The organism is Pseudomonas sp. NY15354, from assembly GCF_048068075.1.
In the GTDB taxonomy this organism is placed as follows: Bacteria; Pseudomonadota; Gammaproteobacteria; order Pseudomonadales; family Pseudomonadaceae; genus Aquipseudomonas; species Aquipseudomonas guariconensis_C.
Map to the genome: position 1 here is coordinate 231719 of NZ_JBLUPV010000004.1, position 19152 is coordinate 250870.

Here is a 19152-nt window from a genome sequence, read left to right on the forward strand (position 1 = left end):
CAGTACCTGGCAACTGCGCGGGCTGTTCGATGCCGAGCAAGCGCGGGCGGACTTGCTCCCGCCGCTGATCGGCAAGTGTCTGCTGGTGCTGTTCTGCGCCCTGCTGCCGGTGCTGGCCCTGATCAACATGCGCCGCCGCCATCGGGCACTGCAGGAGGATCGCCGCCGCTACCAGGAAATCTTCGAAGGCACTGGCGTGGCATTGTGTGTGCTCGATCTGTCCAGCCTGCCCGGCCAGCTCGACCGCTACCACCTGCGTAACCATGCGGCGCTCAAGCAGAGCCTGGCCCTGGATGCCAACCTGCGCCGCTCGCTGCTGCAGGAGTTGAAGATCACCGAAATCAACGAGGTCGCCCGTCAACTGCTCAACGTGCAGTGCCACGAGGGAGCCTGGCAGCGACTGATCGATGGCAGCGGCGATGGCCGCGAAAGCGTTGGCATGCAGTTGATCGATGCACTGATCGAACAACGCAGCCTGCTGGAACTGGAAGTACGCCTGCCCGCGCCCACGAGCGGCGAGCTGCACCTCTGGCTGATGGCGCGCCTGCCTCAGCAGCGCCGGGACTACCAGGCGGTGATCCTGAGCATCAGCGACATCACGCGTCGCAAACAGGTCGAGCTGTCGCTGCTCGAACGCGAGAGCTTCTGGTCGGACGTGGTGCGAACCGTTCCCGATCAGTTGTACGTGCAGGATGTGCACAGCCAACGGATCATCTTCAGCAACCGCCACCTGGGCCAGACACTGGGCTACGACCGCGCAGAGCTTGCGCAGATGGGAGACCGTTTCTGGGAGCTGCTGCTACACCCAGAGGATGCCGAGCACTACGCAGCGCTACGCCACCAGCAGCGTGACACCGGTCATGGCCAGACCCTGCATTGCCAACTGCGCTTCCGCCACCGCGATGGCACCTGGCGCTGCTACGAGATCCGCGAGCAGGTCCTGACCCGGGAGGCCGATGGCCAGGTGACGCGCATCATCGGCGTGGGCAAGGACGTCACGGTGCAGATCGAAGCCAGCGAATCGCTGCGCGACAGCGAGCAACGCTACCGCATGCTGGCCGAGAGCATCAGCGACGTGATCTTCTCCACCGACAGCCACTTGCAACTCAACTATGTCAGCCCGTCGGTGCAGGCTGTGCTGGGTTACCAGGCCGACTGGATCTTCGAGCACGGCTGGCAGTCGATCGTTGCCAACCCGGCCCAGCTTACAGGCGTCTATACCCTGCTGGAGCGGGTCAGCAGGGCCTTGAACGACAGCGAACAGCTCGCCCTGCTGCGCAGCCAACTGCCAACCCAGCTGTTCCTGTTCGACTGCCTGCGCGCCGATGGCCGCAAGATCCCCATCGAGTTGCGCCTGGTGCTGGTCTGGGACGAGCACGAACACTTCGAAGGCGTGCTCGGCGTGGGGCGTGACATCAGCCAGCAGCGCCGCGCCGAGAAAGACCTGCGCATGGCCGCGACGGTATTCGAGCATTCCACCTCGGCCATCCTCATCACCGATCCTGCGGGCTACATCGTGCAGGCCAACGAGGCGTTCAGCCGGGTCAGCGGCTACGCGGTCAGCGAAGTGCTCGATCAGTTGCCGGGCATGCTCACGGTCGATGACCAGCAGGAGGCGCACCTTCGCTATGTGGTCAAGCAACTGCACCAACGCGGTAGCTGGGAAGGCGAAGTGTGGCTCAAGCGTCGCAGCGGCGAGCACTACCCGGCCTGGGTCGGCATCACCGCCGTGCTCGACGACGAAGGCGACCTGGCCAGCTATGTGTGCTTCTTCACCGACATCAGCGAGCGCAAGGCCAGCGAACAGCGCATCCACCGCCTGGCCTACTACGATGCCCTGACCCACCTGCCCAACCGCACCCTGTTCCAGGACCGCCTGTTCACCGCGTTGCAACAGGCCGAACGGCAGAAGTCGTGGGTCGTGTTGATGTTCCTGGACCTGGACCGCTTCAAGCCGATCAACGACTCCCTCGGCCACGCCGCGGGCGATCGCATGCTCAAGGACATGGCCCAGCGCCTGCTGGCCTGCGTCGACGACGACGATACCGTGGCGCGCATGGGCGGCGATGAGTTCACCCTGCTGCTGCAACCCAGGGCCAGCCGCGAAATGGCCCTGAACCGCGCCATTCACGTGGCCGAGAGTATTCTCGGTAGCCTGGTGCGCCCGTTCGTCCTGGAAAACCGCGAGTTCTTCGTCACCGCCAGTATCGGCATCGCCCTCAGCCCGCAGGATGGCGGTGAGCTGAGCCAGTTGATGAAGAACGCCGACACCGCCATGTACCACGCCAAGGAGCGCGGCAAGAACAACTTCCAGTTCTACCAGGCCGACATGAACGCCAGCGCCCTGGAACGCCTGGAGCTGGAAAGCGACTTGCGCCATGCCCTGGAGCAGAACGAGTTCATTCTTTACTACCAGCCGCAGTTCAGCGGCGACGGCAAACGCCTGACCGGCGCCGAGGCCCTGTTGCGCTGGCGCCACCCGCGACGAGGCCTGGTTCCGCCGGGCGACTTCATCCCGGTCATCGAGGAACTGGGCCTGGTGGTGGACGTCGGCGACTGGGTGCTGCGAGAAGCCAGCCGCCAGCTCAAGGCCTGGCACAAAGACAAGCTGCGCGTGCCAAAGGTGTCGGTGAACATTTCGGCGCGGCAGTTCTCCGATGGCCAGTTGGGCACGCGCATCGCCACCATCCTCGAGGAAACCGGCCTGCCGCCGGCTTGCCTGGAGCTGGAACTGACCGAAAGTATCCTGATGCGTGAGGTCAACGAGGCCATGCAGATCCTGGACAGCCTGAAGAACCTCGGCCTGAGCATCGCGGTCGACGACTTCGGTACCGGCTATTCGTCGCTCAACTACCTCAAGCAGTTCCCCATCGACGTGCTGAAGATCGACCGCACCTTTGTCGATGGCCTGCCTGAAGGCGAGCAGGACGCCCAGATCGCCCGGGCGATCATCGCCATGGCTCACAGCCTGAACCTGGCGGTCATCGCCGAGGGTGTCGAGACCCACGAGCAACTAGAGTTCCTGCGCGAGCACGACTGCGATGAAGTGCAGGGCTACCTGTTCGGCCGCCCTATGCCAGCGAACCAGTTCGAGGCGCAGTTCAGCAACGACACGCTGTTTGTCTTCCAGTGATCCGGCCGGACACGATCAGCGTAGGAGCGGCCTTGTGCCGCTGCTGCAGGTACCGCATCCAGGCTGAGATTCGCGCCAATCAAAATGGACCTTAGAGTCAACTCAAATACCCAGCCAGCCCAGCCAGGGCGCGGGTTGCAACATGAAGCCCATTGGTCTGCGACGTGACACCACTTCATATGCCAGGGGCGAATCAATCGGTTAGAATGCCCCCCCAATTCAGCCCGATCCTTGAGGACCGCCATGTTCAGCCGTGATTTGACCATTGCCAAGTACGACGCCGAGCTCTTCGAAGCCATGCAGCAAGAAGCTCTGCGCCAGGAAGAGCACATCGAGCTGATCGCTTCGGAAAACTACACAAGCCCCGCCGTCATGGAAGCCCAGGGCTCGGTACTGACCAACAAGTATGCCGAAGGCTACCCAGGCAAGCGCTACTACGGTGGCTGCGAGTACGTCGACGTTGTCGAGCAACTGGCCATCGACCGTGCCAAGCAGCTGTTCGGTGCCGACTACGCCAACGTCCAGCCGCACGCCGGCTCCCAGGCCAACGCCGCGGTCTACCTGGCCCTGCTGTCGGCCGGTGACACCATTCTGGGCATGAGCCTGGCCCACGGTGGCCACCTGACCCACGGCGCCGCCGTAAGCTCCTCCGGCAAGCTGTACAACGCCATCCAGTACGGCATCGACAGCAACGGCCTGATCGACTACGACGAAGTCGAGCGCCTGGCCGTCGAGCACAAGCCGAAGATGATCGTCGCTGGCTTCTCGGCTTACTCCCAGGTCCTGGACTTCGCCCGCTTCCGCGCCATCGCCGACAAGGTCGGTGCCTACCTGTTCGTCGACATGGCCCACGTTGCTGGCCTGGTCGCCGCTGGCGTCTACCCGAACCCTGTTCCGTTCGCCGACGTGGTCACCACCACCACCCACAAGACCCTGCGTGGTCCGCGTGGCGGCCTGATCCTCGCTCGCAAGAACGAAGAGATCGAGAAGAAGCTCAACTCGGCCGTCTTCCCAGGCGCCCAGGGCGGCCCGCTGGAGCACGTCATCGCTGCCAAGGCGATCTGCTTCAAGGAAGCGCTGCAGCCTGAGTTCAAGGCTTACCAGCAGCAGGTCGTGAAGAACGCCCAGGCCATGGCCAGCGTCTTCATCGAGCGTGGTTTCGACGTCGTCTCCGGCGGCACCCAGAACCACCTGTTCCTGCTGTCGCTGATCAAGCAGGACATCTCCGGTAAGGACGCCGACGCCGCCCTGGGCAAGGCCTTCATCACCGTCAACAAGAACTCGGTCCCGAACGACCCACGTTCCCCGTTCGTCACCTCGGGCCTGCGTTTCGGCACCCCAGCCGTCACCACCCGTGGCTTCAAGGAAGCCGAGTGCCGCGAGCTGGCCGGCTGGATCTGCGACATCCTCGCCGACCTGAACAACGAAGCGGTGATCGACGCCGTTCGTGAGAAGGTCAAGGCCATCTGCAAGAAGCTGCCGGTCTACGGCAACTGATCGGCAATCGCCTGATGTGAAAAAGCCCGGCCTTGTGCCGGGCTTTTTCATGTTGGATGCTCGATCAGCCTAGGGCCGGTGGTTAGAGCATCACGCCGTGCCTGTGGGAGCGGCCTTGTGCGGCGAAAAGACTGCAAAGCAGCCGCCGGCATTCATCAGCCGGCCACTTCATTGCGGCTCAACGCCTCGAACCCCGCCCGGATCTTCTCTTCCGGCAGCTCATCGGCAATGAACACCATCACGCTTTCGCGCACCTCCCCTTCGGCCCACTCGGCGTCCCAGTCGAAGCCATACAGCTTGAGCACGCCCTGGAACACCAGGCGGCGGTCTTCGCCGATGATGTTCAGCACGCCTTTGTAACGCAGCAGTTGCTTGCCGTGGCTTTCCAGCAACTCGTTCATGAAGTCGCTGAGGCGGTCGATGTCCAGCGGGGTGTGCGTGCGCAATACCAGGGTGGCGATGCGATCCGCGGTGGTGGGCTGGAGCACAGGCCGCAGGGCGGGCTTGAGGTTGCTCCCCAGGTCGGTATTGAGGTTGAAGCCGCGCACATCGAGTAGTTCGGCCAGATCGATGCAGCCGTGATCGACCACGCGGACCGCTGCCCGGCCGTTGATGCGGGAAAGGCGCGCCGTCAAAGCCTCCACCGCCTCGGGCTCGACCAAGTCGGTTTTGCTCAGCAGCAGGCGATCAGCGAAACCCACCTGGGCCTGGGCGATGGCCTGGGTAAGGTGCACTTCGGCATGGGCTGCGTCGACCAGCGTGATGATGCCGTCCAGCAGATAGCGCTCGCGCAGGTCTTCGTCGATGAAGAAGGTCTGCGCCACAGGCGCAGGGTCGGCCAGGCCCGTGCATTCGATCACCAGGCGGTCGAAAGCGATTTCGCCGGCATCCAGGCGTTCGAGCAGCAGGTACAGGGCCTTGGTCAGGTCAGTGTGGATGGTGCAGCACACACAGCCGTTGGCCAGGGTCATGACCTGTACTGGCTCGTCACCGAGCAACTGACTGTCGATGCCCGCTTCGCTGAATTCGTTCTCGATCACGGCGATCTTCAGGCCGTGCTCGGCCTTGAGCATGTGCTTGAGCAGGGTGGTCTTGCCGGCGCCGAGAAAGCCGGTCAGCACCGTCACGGGAATAGGCGTTTGCACGCAGTCGTCTCCTGAAGCTGATAAGAATTGCGCAAGGCCGGAAGCAAGAAACCTGTGGGGGCGAGTTCACCCGCGAAGACGCCAGTGAACTCACCGACGTATTCGCGGGTAATCCCGCTCCCACAGGTTCTGCCAATCGATGAAAAGCGTGATGTTCAAGGGAGGCCGGCGGCCCGGCCTCCCAGGGGTTGCTGCGTCAACAGCACTTGGGGCCGGACTTGCCACCGTAACGGGCCTCCTGGCGCTCGCGGAAGAACGCCTCGTAGCTCATCACCGGCTTGTCCGGGTGCTTGGTCTGCATGTGCTCGACATAGTTGTCGTAGTCAGGCATGCCGACCATCAGGCGGGCTGCCTGCCCCAGGTACTTACCCAGTCGCCCCAGGTCGTTGAACATCACTGCATTCCTCTTCGGTTACGCGTCAGGCAGGGCCTGGAACGGAGTTTCCTTGTCGCTGCGCTCCTTGCGGCCCAGGGCGGCGATGCCGACCTTGATGGCGAAGATCAGCACGCTGAACACCACCACCAGGAACAGTACGGTCAGGCCCGCGTTGGTGTAGGCGTTGTAGATCACGTGCTGCATCTGGCCGATATCCTTGGCCGGCGCCAGTACCTGGCCTGCGTCCAGGGCGACGCTGTACTTGTTGGCCAGCGCCAGGAAGCCCACTGCCGGGTTCGGATCGAACAGTTTGATCAGACCTGCGGCGGTGGTGCAGATCAGCAGCCAGGCGGCCGGCAGCAGGGTGACCCACACGTACTGCTGGCGCTTCATCTTGATCAGCACCACGGTGCCGAGCATCAGGGCGATACCGGCCAGCATCTGGTTGGAGATGCCGAACAGCGGCCACAGGGTGTTGATGCCACCGAGCGGATCGATCACGCCCTGGTACAGCAAGTAGCCCCACAAGGCCACGCAGCCTGCGGTGCCCAGCAGGTTGGCGCCCCATGAGTCGGTACGCTTGAGGGCCGGAACGAAGCTACCCAGCAGGTCCTGCAGCATGAAGCGACCGGCACGGGTACCGGCGTCCACTGCGGTGAGGATGAACAGCGCCTCGAACAGGATCGCGAAGTGGTACCAGAACGCCATGGTGTTATCACCCGGCAGCACCTGGTGCAGGATCTGGGCGATGCCCACCGCCAGGGTCGGCGCACCACCGGCACGGGCCAGGACAGTGTGCTCGCCGATGTCACGGGCGGTAGCCTCGAGCTGCTCGGGGGTGATCATGAAGCCCCAGCTGCTGACGGTCTGGGCGACCGACGCGACGTCGGCACCGACCACCGCGGCCGGGCTGTTCATGGCGAAGTACACACCCGGCTCGATCACCGAGGCGGCGACCATGGCCATGATGGCGACGAACGATTCCATCAGCATGCCGCCGTAGCCGATGTAGCGGGCGTTGACTTCGTTGTCCAGCAGCTTGGGCGTGGTCCCCGAGGAGATCAGCGCGTGGAAGCCGGACACCGCGCCACAGGCGATGGTGATGAACAGGAACGGGAACAGGGTGCCCTTCCAGACAGGGCCGGTGCCGTCGGTGAACTGGGTCAGGGCCGGCATCTTCAGTTCCGGCGCGATGATCAGGATACCGATGGCCAGGCCCACGATGGTGCCGATCTTGAGGAAGGTCGACAGGTAGTCACGCGGCGCCAGCACCAGCCACACAGGCAGCACGGCAGCCACGAAGCCGTAACCCACCAGCATCCAGGTGATCTGCACGCCAGTGAAAGTGAACGCCGGGCCCCAGACCGGATCCGCCGCCACCTGGCCCCCCAGCCAGATCGACAGCAGCAGCAGGACCACACCGATGATCGAGATCTCACCAATGCGGCCCGGGCGGATGTAGCGCATGTACACGCCCATGAACATCGCGATCGGGATGGTCGCCATCACCGTGAACATGCCCCATGGGCTCTCGGCCAGGGCCTTGACCACGATCAGCGCCAGCACCGCGAGGATGATGATCATGATCAGGAAGCAGCCGAACAGGGCGATGGTGCCGGGGATGCGGCCCATTTCCTCACGGACCATGTCCCCCAGGGAACGGCCGTTACGGCGTGTGGACAGGAACAGGATCATGAAGTCCTGCACCGCACCGGCCAGCACGACGCCTGCGATCAGCCAGAGCGTGCCGGGCAGGTAGCCCATTTGCGCGGCAAGCACTGGACCGACCAAGGGACCAGCGCCGGCGATGGCCGCGAAGTGGTGACCGAACAGAATGTGTTTGTTGGTCGGGACGTAGTCCAGGCCATCGTTGTTGAGCACCGCCGGTGTGGCTCGACGGGGGTCGAGCTGCATCACCTTGGTGGCGATGAACAGGCTGTAGTAGCGATAGGCGACCAGGTAGATGGCCACTGCCGCGACCACGATCCACAAGGCATTGATCGCCTCGCCGCGACGCAGGGCGACCACACCCAGCGCACAGGCTCCTATGACTGCCAGCGCCAGCCACGGAATGTGGCGTAGCAGGCTATTATTGTTGTTCATGGTTTACTTCCAGCTGGTGGATTGGAAAAAGACCGCCCATCGAGTCTAGGGCGTGTCATCGCGCATTGCCACACTTGCTTTGGTCTAGAGCCTCTGCGGCCCGATTTCGGTACCGGTAGGACATACACAATCAACTATAGTCAGGAAGTACCCCCGGAGGGCCTGCCCCATGAGCGAACACGACGAACGCCGCCGTTTCCTGCGCATTGACTTCGACGCCCCCACCGAACTGCGCCAGGGCCTCAAACGCTGGCCGGTAAAGCTGCTGGACCTCTCGCTCAAGGGCTTGTTGATCGAGAGGCCCGAACCTTGGGATGCCGACCTGACCCAGGATTTCGACGCCATCATCCACCTCGACCCACACAATCACGTGCGCATGCAGGTCGAACTGCGCCATGAAGAGCCCACGCGCCTGGGCTTCATCTGCCTTTATATCGATATCGATTCGATGAGCCATTTGCACCGTCTTGTGGAGCTGAATGTGGCCGACAGCACCGAAATGATGCGCGAGCTGCGCGAACTCATCGAATATTGATATCTCTTAGCCTGCTAACTTTCTAGCCTTCTCGTGTTTCCTGTCTACCCAGACAGCTTTCTGCTGTGGGGTGGACAGGGTGCTCACACCCCTCTAGCACCGCCTCTGACACTTTGGAACACAACCTGCATTCAGGTGAACCGCACGTGGCGGTTACCTGCGTTCGTGCTCCGATCAAAAACTTGTATACAATTCATGTGGTATTTGTTTGAAGGAATTGTCTACAGTAGCGGCACAACAATAAACAAGTGAGCCTGCTCCATGACTACGTCCCCTAGCACGTCTCCCACCAAACGTCCCGAAGACGAAAACCTCGGGCTTGGTGCCAACTTGGCTTATGGTCTGCAACACGTATTGACCATGTATGGGGGCATCGTTGCCGTACCCCTGATCCTCGGCCAGGCAGCAGGTCTGGCACCCGCGGAGATCGGTATCCTGATCGCCGCGTCGTTGTTCGCCGGCGGTCTGGCGACTCTGTTGCAAACCCTCGGTCTGCCATTCTTCGGCTGCCAGCTACCGCTGGTGCAGGGGGTTTCGTTCGCGGGCGTGGCAACCATGGGCGCCATTCTCAGCAGCCAGGATGGCGGCGGTCTGCCGGGTGTGCTCGGTGCGGTGATGGCGGCGTCGTTCATTGGCTTTCTCATTACCCCGGTGTTCTCGCGCATCACCAAGTTCTTCCCGCCGCTGGTGACCGGTATCGTCATCACCACCATCGGTCTGACCCTGATGCCTGTCGCCGCACGCTGGGTCATGGGCGGCAACAGTGCCTCGCCGGAGTTCGGCAGCGTGGCCAACATCGGCCTGGCGGCACTGACCTTCGCCATCGTCCTGGTGCTGAGCAAGCTGGGCAGCGCGACCATCTCGCGTCTGTCGATCCTGCTGGCCATGGTCATCGGCACCCTGATCGCCTGGTCGCTGGGCATGACCGACTTCAGCAAGATCACCGAAGGCCCGGTCTTCGCGTTCCCCACTCCGTTCCATTTCGGCATGCCGACCTTCCACATCGCCGCGATCCTGTCGATGTGCATCGTGATCATGGTGACCCTGGTGGAAACCTCGGCAGACATCCTCGCCGTGGGTGAGATCATCGACACCAAGGTCGACTCCAAGCGCCTGGGCAACGGCCTGCGCGCCGACATGGCCTCGAGCATCCTGGCGCCGATCTTCGGCTCCTTCACCCAGAGCGCCTTCGCCCAGAACGTCGGCCTGGTGGCCGTGACTGGGGTCAAGAGCCGCTACGTGGTGGCCACCGGTGGTGTGATTCTGGTGGTCCTGGGTCTGCTGCCGATCATGGGTCGCATCATCGCCGCAGTACCTACCCCGGTACTGGGTGGCGCCGGCATCGTGCTGTTCGGCACCGTGGCAGCCAGCGGCATCCGCACCCTGTCGACGGTCAACTACAAGAACAACGTCAACCTGATCATCGTCGCCGCCTCGCTGGGCTTTGGCATGATCCCGATCGCTGCGCCGACCTTCTACCACAACTTCCCGAGCTGGTTCGAAACCATCTTCCACTCGGGCATCAGTTCCGCGGCGATCATGGCCATCCTGCTGAACCTGCTGTTCAACCACGTCAAGACCGGCAATTCGGACCAACAGTCGGTGTTCGCCGCCGCCTATGAACGCACCATCCAGTACTCGGACATCTCCTGCCTGCGTGATGGCGACTACTTTAAAGATGGCAAGCTGTTCGACGCCGATGGCAACGAAGTGCCCGTGATGGAAATCGACGAAGATGGCAACCAAGCGCCTCGGCGCAAAGCGTTAGCCGAGCACTGATCGCCCGTAGAGGTGATCGAGGGGAGCCGATGCGCATCGTCGGCTCCCCTTTTTCTTTGTTCTGGACAAGCCCGATGCCGCGGCGCGTTGTTCGCGGGTCCCCCCACAGGTACTGCCGCGCTCTCAGTAGCGGCGCGGCCCCCGCGAAAGGGCCGCCTCGATATCACTCGAACAACGCATCCAGCGCCTGCTCAAGGCGCGTCACCGCAATGACCTGCAAACCTGCCGGCGCTTCCTTCGGCGCATTGCCCTTGGGCACGATGGCGCGTTTGAAGCCATGCTTGGCCGCTTCCTTGAGGCGCTCCTGACCACTGGGTACAGGGCGTACTTCGCCAGACAAGCCGATCTCGCCGAACACCAGCAGCCCATGGGCCAACGGGCGATTGCGCAGGCTGGACATCACCGCCGCGAGCAGCGCCAGGTCCGACGCCGTCTCCAGCACCTTCACCCCGCCCACCACGTTGAGGAACACGTCCTGATCATGGGTGGGAATGCCACCATGGCGGTGCAACACCGCCAGCAACATGGCCAGGCGGTTCTGGTCCAGGCCCAGGGTGACCCGGCGCGGGTTGGCCAAGTGGCTGTCGTCCACCAGCGCCTGGACCTCCACCAGCATCGGCCGGGTGCCCTCCCAGGTCGCCATCACCACACTGCCCGGAACTTCCTCCTGGGTGCGGTTGAGGAAGATCGCCGACGGGTTGGAGACCTCCTTGAGCCCCCGGTCGGTCATGCCGAACACGCCCAGTTCGTTGACGGCGCCGAAGCGGTTCTTCACCGCCCGCAGCAGACGCAGGCGGCCGTCGGACTCGCCCTCGAAATACAGCACGGTATCGACCATGTGCTCCAGCACCCGCGGCCCGGCCAGCGAACCTTCCTTGGTGACGTGCCCCACCAGGAAGATCGCCGTACCGCTCTGCTTGGCATAGCGCACCAGCAATGCCGTGCTCTCGCGCACCTGGGCGACACCGCCGGGGGCCGATTGCAACTGCTCGGTGAAGATGGTCTGGATCGAGTCGATGACCATGACCCGGGGTTTTTCCACCCGTGCGGTGGCGATGATCGTCTCGATGCAGGTCTCGGTCATCACCTTGAGCTGTTCCTGGGGCAAGCCCAGACGCCGTGAGCGCATGGCTACCTGCTGCTGGGACTCCTCCCCGGTGACATACAGGGCTGGCATGCGGGTGGCGATGTTGCACAGGGTCTGCAGGAGGATGGTCGACTTGCCGATACCCGGGTCGCCGCCGATGAGCACCACCGAGCCATCCACCAGGCCACCACCGAGCACTCGGTCGAGCTCGGTACTGCTGGTGGTAAAGCGCGGGATCTCCTCGACGCTGACTTCGGCCAGGGTCTTGATCTGCGCCTGTTGCCCGGCCCAGCCGGTACGCCCGGCCGGAGCCGCGGCGCCACCGCTTTCAATCATGGTTTCGACCAGGGTGTTCCAGGCCCCGCATTCGCCGCACTGGCCAGCCCATTTGGGAAAGGTTGCGCCGCACTCGGTGCAGCCATACAAGCGCTTGGCCTTGGCCATGGGCTCAGTCTCCTGGAAAAATCGCCATGATAGCCGAGCCGGACGTGTCTCGAACGCGCTCAGAGGCGACAAAACTATTCGCTCTAAGCGAAGTCTGTAATCGCGATGCAACGCATGAAGCGCATTGCTGGCTTACACTGCGATTTACCTCTCCATTTGTTACAAGGAATAAACCATGGGCATGCTCAGTGAATTCAAGGCCTTCGCGGTCAAGGGAAATGTCGTCGACATGGCAGTCGGTATCATCATCGGAGCGGCCTTTGGCAAGATCGTATCGTCCTTCGTCGGCGACGTGGTCATGCCACCGCTGGGCCTGTTGATTGGCGGCGTGGACTTCAGCGACCTGGCCATCACCCTCAAGGCGGCAGAAGGTGACGTGCCGGCGGTGGTGCTGGCCTACGGCAAGTTCATCCAGACGGTGATCGACTTCCTGATCGTCGCCTTCGCCATCTTCATGGGCATCAAGGCGATCAATCGCCTCAAGCGTGAAGAGGCCGTGGCGCCGAGCGCACCGCCTGTGCCGAGCGCCGAGGAAACCCTGCTGACCGAGATCCGCGACCTGCTCAAGGCGCAGAATCGCCAGTGACACAAGCGCGCGGGGAGCAGGTAAGCGCAACGCTCTTGCTCCGCGGCGTTCTCTTCGCGGGTGAACCCGCTTCCACAGGGGGCAGCGCCGACCCAGTGGATGCGGGTTTACCAGTAGTTCTCCACCGCCACCTGCCCCGGCCGCTTGCTCAGGCTCAACTGCAGGTCCCGCGCCTTCAGGGCTTTGCGCGTGTCATCGATCATGTCCGGGTTGCCGCACAGCATGATGCGTGAATGCTCCGGCGACAGCGCCAGCCCCGCCGCCTTTTCCAGCTCACCGTTTTCGATCAGCGTGGTGATCCGCGCATCGAGCGCCCCCGGATACGCCTCACGGGTGACCACCGGAATGAACTGCAGCTTGCCCGCGAACTCCGCCAGATACTCGCGTTGCTCGAGGCCTGCGATCAGGTCCAGATAGGCCAGCTCCTTCGCTTCGCGCACCGAATACACCAGCTTGATGTGCTCGAAACGCTCCCAGGCTTCGAAGTCCTGAAGGATCGACATGAACGGCGCGATGCCCGTACCCGTCGCCAGCAACCACAGGTCGCGGCCGCCAACGAAGCGGTCGAGGGTCAGGTAGCCGAAGGCCTGGCGGTCGATCAGCAAGGTATCGCCCTCGCCCAGACGGCTCAGCTCGCTGGTGAACTCTCCCCCCGGCACGACGATGGAAAAGAAATCGAGAAACTCGTCATGGGGCGCGCTGACCATCGAATACGCCCGCCATACCACGCTGCCGTCGGCCTTGGTCACCCCCAGGCGCGCGAACTGCCCGGAGCGAAAGCGAAAGCCCGGATCCCGGGTGACCCGCAGGGTGAACAGGCTGGAGGTGAGCGGCTGGACCTCAAGCAGGGTCTGACGGGTGAATTTGTCGGCGCTGGCGGTCATGACGGACTCCATCGGGCAGGTGCGCCCAGTGTCGCCCAAAGCGCCAGGGATGAACACCGATGGTTTGTAGGGCCTCCATCGTACAAGCGGACGGCAAAGCCCTGTAGAATCGCGCCTTTGAAGCTCGACGTGGCCTGCGTCGAACAGATTGGTACCCGAGCCCTACGCCATGCCCCTGCTGACCAGCCCCTTCGCCGAACTTGACCTGATCCGCCAGCCGGACCAGGCCAACGACCCCTTGCAAGCCTTCGACGCCGCCGACCAGTATCTGCTGGAGCACCTGGCCAGCCAGGCGCCTGCCGCCGATTGCCGGGTCCTGGTGCTCAACGACAGCTTCGGCGCCCTGGCCGCCAGCCTGGCGGGCCAGTTGCCGGTGGTCAGCAGCGGCGACTCGCACCTGGGCCGCGTAGCGCTGGAGAAGAACCTCGCGCGCAACGGCAAGCCGTTCGACAGCGTGCCCTTCGTGCCGGCCAGCGAGACCTGGCAAGGGACGTTCGACCGGGTGCTGGTGCGCGTACCCAAGACCCTGGCCCTGCTCGAAGAGCAACTGATCCGCCTGCAAGGCCACCTGGCTCCCGGCGCCGAGGTGATCGCAGGCGCCATGATCAAGCACCTGCCACGAGCGGCAGGTGACCTGATGGAGAAATACATCGGTCCGGTTCAGGCGTCGCTGGCGCAGAAGAAGGCGCGGCTGTTGACCGCCACCTTTGCCGAGCGCCCGAGCGCCCAGTCGCCCTACCCTACCCGTTATCGCCTGGAGGCTCCGGCCCTGGAGTTGATCAACCACGCCAATGTGTTCTGCCGCGAAGGGCTGGACATCGGCACCCGCGCCTTCCTCCCGCACCTGCCGCGCAACCTGGGCCAGGCTCGCGTTGCGGACCTTGGCTGCGGTAATGGCGTGTTGGCGATCGCCAGCGCCCTGGCCAACCCCGAGGCGCATTACACGTTGGTCGACGAGTCGTACATGGCGGTGCAGTCGGCCCGCGAGAACTGGCAGGCAGCCCTGGGTGAGCGGGACGTGGACATCCGCGCCGCCGATGGGCTGGCGGGGCAGGAGAAACAGTCGCTGGATGTGGTGCTGTGCAACCCGCCGTTCCACCAGCAGCAGGTCGTAGGGGATTTTCTGGCCTGGCGCATGTTCCAGCAGGCCCGTGAGGCGTTGGTCGTGGGTGGGGCACTGTACATCGTCGGTAACCGCCACCTGGGCTATCACAGCAAGCTGGGGCGGTTGTTCCGAGGGGTCGAGCAAGTAGCGGCGACGCCGAAGTTCGTGATTCTCAAGGCCCGCAAGTAACTGGTTGGGGCCGCCTCGCGGCCCCAGGGTTCAATGAGTGCTCAAACCTGCCGCACTCATGAACATCCGCATCAGCCAGGCCACCACGCCAAGGGCGGCCACACTGCCCGCCCAGATCAGCACCAGCCAGCCCAGACGCTGCCACAAGGGTTTCTTCTGTTCAGCCATCATCGCCCGACCTCCTAGTGATAGCCTTGGTCATGGGTCACCTTGCCGCGGAACACGTAGTAGCTCCAGAAGGTGTATCCCAGGATGAACGGCAGGATGAACAACGTCCCCACCAGCATGAACCCCTGGCTCTGCGGCGGCGCTGCAGCATCCCAGATGGAGATCGACGGCGGGATGATGTTCGGCCAGAGGCTTATGCCCAAGCCGCTGTAACCCAGGAAGATCAGCACCAGCGTCAGCAGGAACGGGGTGTAATGCGCATTGCGCGCCACCGCCCGCAACAGGCCGTAGAAGGTCACCAACACCAGGATCGGCACCGGCATGAACCAAATCAGGTTGGGCATGCTGAACCAGCGGTCGGCGATCTGCGGATAGGCCAGCGGCGTCCACAGGCTGACAATACCGATCACCGCCAGCAGCACCAGCGCCAGGGGCCGACCCAGATCATGCATCTGCTGTTGCAGCGGGCCTTCGGTCTTCATGATCAGCCAGGTGCAACCAAGCAGGCTGTAGGCCACGATCAGGCCTACCCCGGAGAACAGGCTGAACGGGGTCAACCAATCGAAGGCCCCGCCGGCATAGTGGCGGTCGACCACTTTGAAGCCTTCGATAAAGGCCCCCAGGGCCACGCCCTGGAAGAAGGTCGCCACCAGCGAACCCCAGATGAACGCCTTGTCCCAGAGGTGGCGCTTCTGCGCCGTGGCCTTGAAGCGGAACTCGAACGCCACACCCCGGAAGATCAACCCCACCAGCATCAGGATCAACGGCAGGTACAGCGCTTCGAGCACCACCGCGTAGGCCATCGGGAAGGCGCCGAACAGCCCCGCGCCCCCCAGCACCAGCCACGTCTCGTTGCCGTCCCACACGGGGGCCACGGTGTTCATCATCACATCACGGTCACGCTCTGCCTTGACGAAGGGGAAGAGCATGCCGATCCCCAGGTCGAAGCCGTCCATCACTACGTACATCATCACGCCGAAGATGATGATCACGGCCCAGATCAACGGAAGGTCGATACCCATGGCTCAGTTCCCCTTGCTCAGACTGGCGGAATCGGCCTGATGGCCTTCATCGGCGGCGGACAGCGGCCGCGCCGGCGTACGTTGCTGGCCAGGTCCGCCAGGATTGTGCTCGTCGCCCTCGCCGGTCTTCGGCCCTTTGCGCACCAGGCGCATCATGTAGCCAAGGCCGGTGCCGAACAGCGCGAAGTAGACCACCACGAAGATCACCAACGTCAGGCCCAACTGGCCGTAGCTGTGGTTGGAGACCCCATCGGCGGTGCGCATCAGGCCATAGACCACCCAGGGTTGGCGGCCGATCTCAGTGGTGAACCAGCCGGCCAGCAGCGCGATCAGCCCCGACGGCCCCATCCACAGCACCAGGTGCAGGAATGGCCGCGAGCTGTACAGCGTGCCGCGCTTGCGCAGCCACAGGCTCCAGAAACCGACGGCGATCATCAGAAGGCCCAGGCCGACCATGACCCGGAACGACCAGAACACGATGGTCGAGTTGGGGCGATCTTCGGGCGGGAACTCCTTCATCGCCGGGACCTGCTTGTCCAGACTGTGGGTCAGGATCAGGCTGCCGAGCGCCGGGATCTCGATCTTGAAATGGGTGGTCTCGGCCTTCATGTCCGGGATGCCGAACAGGATCAGCGGCGTCGGCTCGCCGGGCTTGTTTTCCCAGTGGCCTTCGATGGCGGCGATCTTCACCGGCTGGTGCTTGAGGGTATTCAAACCATGGAAGTCACCGATCACCGCCTGGATCGGCGCGACGATCAGCGCCATCCACATGGCCATCGACAGCATCTTGCGCACCGCCGGGTTGTCACGCCCGCGCAGCAAGTGCCAGGCGGCCGAGGCGCCGACGAAGAAGGCCGTGGAGACGAACGCGGCAGTGGCCATGTGCATCAGGCGGAAGGGGAAGGACGGGTTGAAAATCACCGCCAGCCAGTCCACCGGGACCACCCGGCCATCGATGATCTCGTGGCCCTGGGGCGTCTGCATCCAGCTGTTGGAGGCCAGGATCCAGAACGTCGAGACCAGCGTCCCGAGCGCCACCATGACCGTGGAGAAGAAGTGCAGGCCTCGACCAACGCGGTTCCAGCCAAACAGCATGACGCCCAGGAAGCCCGCCTCGAGGAAGAACGCCGTGAGCACTTCGTAGGTCAGCAAGGGGCCGGTGATGGCGCCCGCAAAGTCAGAAAAGCGGCTCCAGTTGGTGCCGAACTGATACGCCATGACCAGGCCTGAGACCACACCCATGCCGAAGTTGACGGCAAAGATCTTGGACCAGAAGTGGTAGAGATCACGGTAGGTGTTGTTGCCGGTCCTGAGCCAGAGGCCCTCGAGAACCGCCAGGTAGCTCGCCAGGCCAATGGTGATGGCCGGGAACAGGATGTGAAAGGACACGGTAAACGCAAACTGGATTCGGGCGAGCTCCAAGGCCTCTAAACCGAACATAGTGCTTCCTCTTCAGGTAATCCGGCGTCCGGGCTCGTGTCCCTGACGCCCACTGCCCCCACGGTTATCGAGTGCGCTGTTGTGGAATTGTTCTGTTCGATCGCAGGGATTGCGGCCAATGGCCAGATCGTTGCATTTGGAACGATTGACCCAAGTCAACGATTGCTGGGAAGCATAGACCCGAATGCGCCGCAGAGCCGTGTGGTTGATTGCCGCGTGACCGGTTGTCCCACCGTCTTGAAGGGGCGTGAAAAAGCTGTCTGTCTCGGCAAACAGCAACCGTTTGTTACAAACAGATGATACCCTGCAGCGCCTCCCCGTACCGAGGCCAGGTCCCCCGAGATGTCCGATTCCACCCCGCTTCTGCTGCGCCAGCATCGCCCCTTCCTGGCGTTCTGGCTGGCCCGTGTATTCACCGCCAGCGGCTTCCAGATGCTCACCGTGGCCATCGGCTGGCACCTCTACCAGTTGACCGGCAACGTCCTGGACCTGGGCCTGGTCGGCCTGGTGGAATTCGCCCCGCGGGTGCTGTTCATGCTGCACACAGGCCACGTCGCCGACCGCTATGACCGACGCCGTGTCGCCGCCCTGTGCCAGAGTCTGCAGGCGCTGATCGCCCTGGCACTGGCCATGGGCAGTGCCACCGACAACGTCAGCCGCGAGCTGATCTTCGTGCTGGCCTTCCTGCTTGGCGCCACCCGTTCCTTCGAAATGCCCGCCACCCAGGCACTGCTGCCTAACGTGGTACCACCGGGGCTGTTCCCCCGCGCCGTGGCGGCGTCGGCATCGGCGACCCAGGCGGCGACCATCGTCGCCCCGGCCGTGGGTGGTTTTCTCTATGCCTTCGGCAGCATCTGGGTGTACGGACCGACCGTGGCGCTCTACGTCATCGCCTGCCTGCTCACCCTGAGCCTCGATGCCCGCCAACAGGTCGCCCAGCGCGGACGCGCCAGCCTGGAGTCCCTGCTGGCCGGGATCCGCTTCATCCGCAGCCGCCCAGACATCTTCGGCGCGATCTCCCTGGACTTGTTCGCCGTGTTGCTCGGCGGCGCCACGGCCTTGTTGCCGGTGTTCGCCAAGGACATCCTGCTGACCGGCGCCTGGGGCCTGGGCCTGCTGCGCTCGGCACCGGCGGTAGGGGCGCTGCTGATGTCGCTGTGGCTGGCGCGCTTCCCGGTGGAGCGCAAAGTGGGCCTGACCATGTTCACCGCCGTCGGCGTGTTCGGCGTGGCCACCATCGCGTTCGGCCTGTCGACCTCGTTCTGGTTCTCCCTTGCAGTCCTCGTGGTACTGGGCGCGGCGGACATGATCAGCATGGTCATCCGCGGTGCCTTCGTGCAGTTGGAGACGCCGGATGAGATGCGCGGTCGGGTCAGTGCAGTGAACGGGCTGTTCATCGGTGCCTCGAACCAGTTGGGTGAATTCGAGTCCGGGGTGACGGCGCACTGGTTCGGCACCGTGCCAGCGGTGGTGCTCGGTGGTGTGGGCACGTTGGCGGTCACCGGGGCCTGGATGAAGCTGTTCCCGACCTTGGCCAAGCGCGACAAGCTGCACGGCGACTGAAACAGCCTCTGGCGGGTAAACCCCCACCGGGATTGCGTCGCGCTTAAGCCTTGCGCAGTTCATGTGTGTGGGTTTACCCCCGAACGGGCAGGCACA

General features: G+C 63.5%; 14 protein-coding genes and 1 pseudogene. 7 read left to right on the plus strand and 8 right to left on the minus strand.

What is annotated here, in order from left to right:
• Positions 1 to 148: 148 nt before the first annotated feature.
• Together ACNFCH_RS06370 and glyA are read left to right on the plus strand one after the other, a co-directional pair.
• Positions 149 to 3133: pseudogene (locus ACNFCH_RS06370) on the plus strand (EAL domain-containing protein); the annotation flags it as partial.
• 243 nt (positions 3134 to 3376) lie between these two features.
• Positions 3377 to 4630, plus strand: a complete 1254-nt coding sequence (gene glyA, locus ACNFCH_RS06375) for a serine hydroxymethyltransferase (protein ID WP_043208438.1) — start codon at positions 3377 to 3379, stop codon at positions 4628 to 4630.
• Positions 4631 to 4785: 155 nt separating this feature from the next.
• Here glyA and yjiA read toward each other — a convergent pair whose 3' ends face one another.
• The 3 genes from yjiA to ACNFCH_RS06390 all read right to left on the minus strand — a co-directional run bounded on the left by yjiA (position 4786) and on the right by ACNFCH_RS06390 (position 8254).
• Positions 4786 to 5775: a GTPase gene (yjiA, locus tag ACNFCH_RS06380; protein ID WP_337159559.1), complete on the minus strand. Its 990-nt coding sequence runs from the start codon at positions 5773 to 5775 to the stop codon at positions 4786 to 4788.
• A gap of 196 nt (positions 5776 to 5971) precedes the next feature.
• A complete protein-coding gene (locus ACNFCH_RS06385; protein ID WP_008094130.1) occupies positions 5972 to 6169 on the minus strand; it encodes a YbdD/YjiX family protein in 198 nt (65 codons plus the stop codon).
• A gap of 18 nt (positions 6170 to 6187) precedes the next feature.
• Complete coding sequence (locus ACNFCH_RS06390; RefSeq protein ID WP_196165507.1) at positions 6188 to 8254, minus strand: carbon starvation CstA family protein; 2067 nt, start codon at positions 8252 to 8254, stop codon at positions 6188 to 6190.
• A gap of 169 nt (positions 8255 to 8423) precedes the next feature.
• Between ACNFCH_RS06390 and ACNFCH_RS06395 the strand changes: the two genes are divergently transcribed.
• Both ACNFCH_RS06395 and ACNFCH_RS06400 read left to right on the plus strand, forming a co-directional pair.
• Complete coding sequence (locus ACNFCH_RS06395; protein ID WP_070092758.1) at positions 8424 to 8789, plus strand: PilZ domain-containing protein; 366 nt, start codon at positions 8424 to 8426, stop codon at positions 8787 to 8789.
• Between the two features lie 261 nt (positions 8790 to 9050).
• Positions 9051 to 10568, plus strand: coding sequence for a nucleobase:cation symporter-2 family protein (locus ACNFCH_RS06400; RefSeq protein WP_416742447.1), 1518 nt, complete (start codon positions 9051 to 9053; stop codon positions 10566 to 10568).
• Between the two features lie 163 nt (positions 10569 to 10731).
• On the opposite strand, the gene radA is transcribed toward ACNFCH_RS06400, so the two are convergent.
• Positions 10732 to 12099 (minus strand): DNA repair protein RadA, encoded by a 1368-nt coding sequence (gene radA / locus ACNFCH_RS06405; RefSeq protein ID WP_043208425.1) that lies wholly within the window; start codon positions 12097 to 12099, stop codon positions 10732 to 10734.
• 175 nt (positions 12100 to 12274) lie between these two features.
• Between radA and mscL the strand changes: the two genes are divergently transcribed.
• Positions 12275 to 12685 (plus strand): large-conductance mechanosensitive channel protein MscL, encoded by a 411-nt coding sequence (gene mscL, locus ACNFCH_RS06410; RefSeq protein ID WP_070092760.1) that lies wholly within the window; start codon positions 12275 to 12277, stop codon positions 12683 to 12685.
• 107 nt (positions 12686 to 12792) lie between these two features.
• On the opposite strand, the gene ACNFCH_RS06415 is transcribed toward mscL, so the two are convergent.
• Positions 12793 to 13569: a ferredoxin--NADP reductase gene (locus tag ACNFCH_RS06415; protein ID WP_416742448.1), complete on the minus strand. Its 777-nt coding sequence runs from the start codon at positions 13567 to 13569 to the stop codon at positions 12793 to 12795.
• 169 nt (positions 13570 to 13738) lie between these two features.
• Here ACNFCH_RS06415 and ACNFCH_RS06420 point away from each other — a divergent pair, with 169 nt between their 5' ends.
• Positions 13739 to 14863 (plus strand): methyltransferase, encoded by a 1125-nt coding sequence (locus ACNFCH_RS06420; protein ID WP_416742449.1) that lies wholly within the window; start codon positions 13739 to 13741, stop codon positions 14861 to 14863.
• A 30-nt stretch (positions 14864 to 14893) separates the two neighbouring features.
• On the opposite strand, the gene ACNFCH_RS06425 is transcribed toward ACNFCH_RS06420, so the two are convergent.
• From ACNFCH_RS06425 to ACNFCH_RS06435, 3 genes are read right to left on the minus strand one after another with little or no spacing between them, the layout of a single operon-like run.
• Positions 14894 to 15034, minus strand: coding sequence for a DUF2474 domain-containing protein (locus ACNFCH_RS06425; RefSeq protein ID WP_043208419.1), 141 nt, complete (start codon positions 15032 to 15034; stop codon positions 14894 to 14896).
• An 11-nt stretch (positions 15035 to 15045) separates the two neighbouring features.
• On the minus strand, positions 15046 to 16053 hold the full coding sequence (gene cydB / locus ACNFCH_RS06430; protein WP_337159554.1) for a cytochrome d ubiquinol oxidase subunit II: 1008 nt from the start codon (positions 16051 to 16053) through the stop codon (positions 15046 to 15048).
• Positions 16054 to 16056: 3 nt separating this feature from the next.
• Entirely contained in the window at positions 16057 to 17493 is a 1437-nt protein-coding gene (locus ACNFCH_RS06435) for a cytochrome ubiquinol oxidase subunit I (RefSeq protein WP_070092764.1), read from the minus strand.
• Between the two features lie 342 nt (positions 17494 to 17835).
• Here ACNFCH_RS06435 and ACNFCH_RS06440 point away from each other — a divergent pair, with 342 nt between their 5' ends.
• Positions 17836 to 19056 carry an MFS transporter gene (locus tag ACNFCH_RS06440; protein ID WP_337159553.1) on the plus strand — a complete coding sequence of 407 codons (1221 nt, stop codon included), beginning with the start codon at positions 17836 to 17838 and terminating at the stop codon, positions 19054 to 19056.
• Positions 19057 to 19152 lie beyond the last annotated feature (96 nt).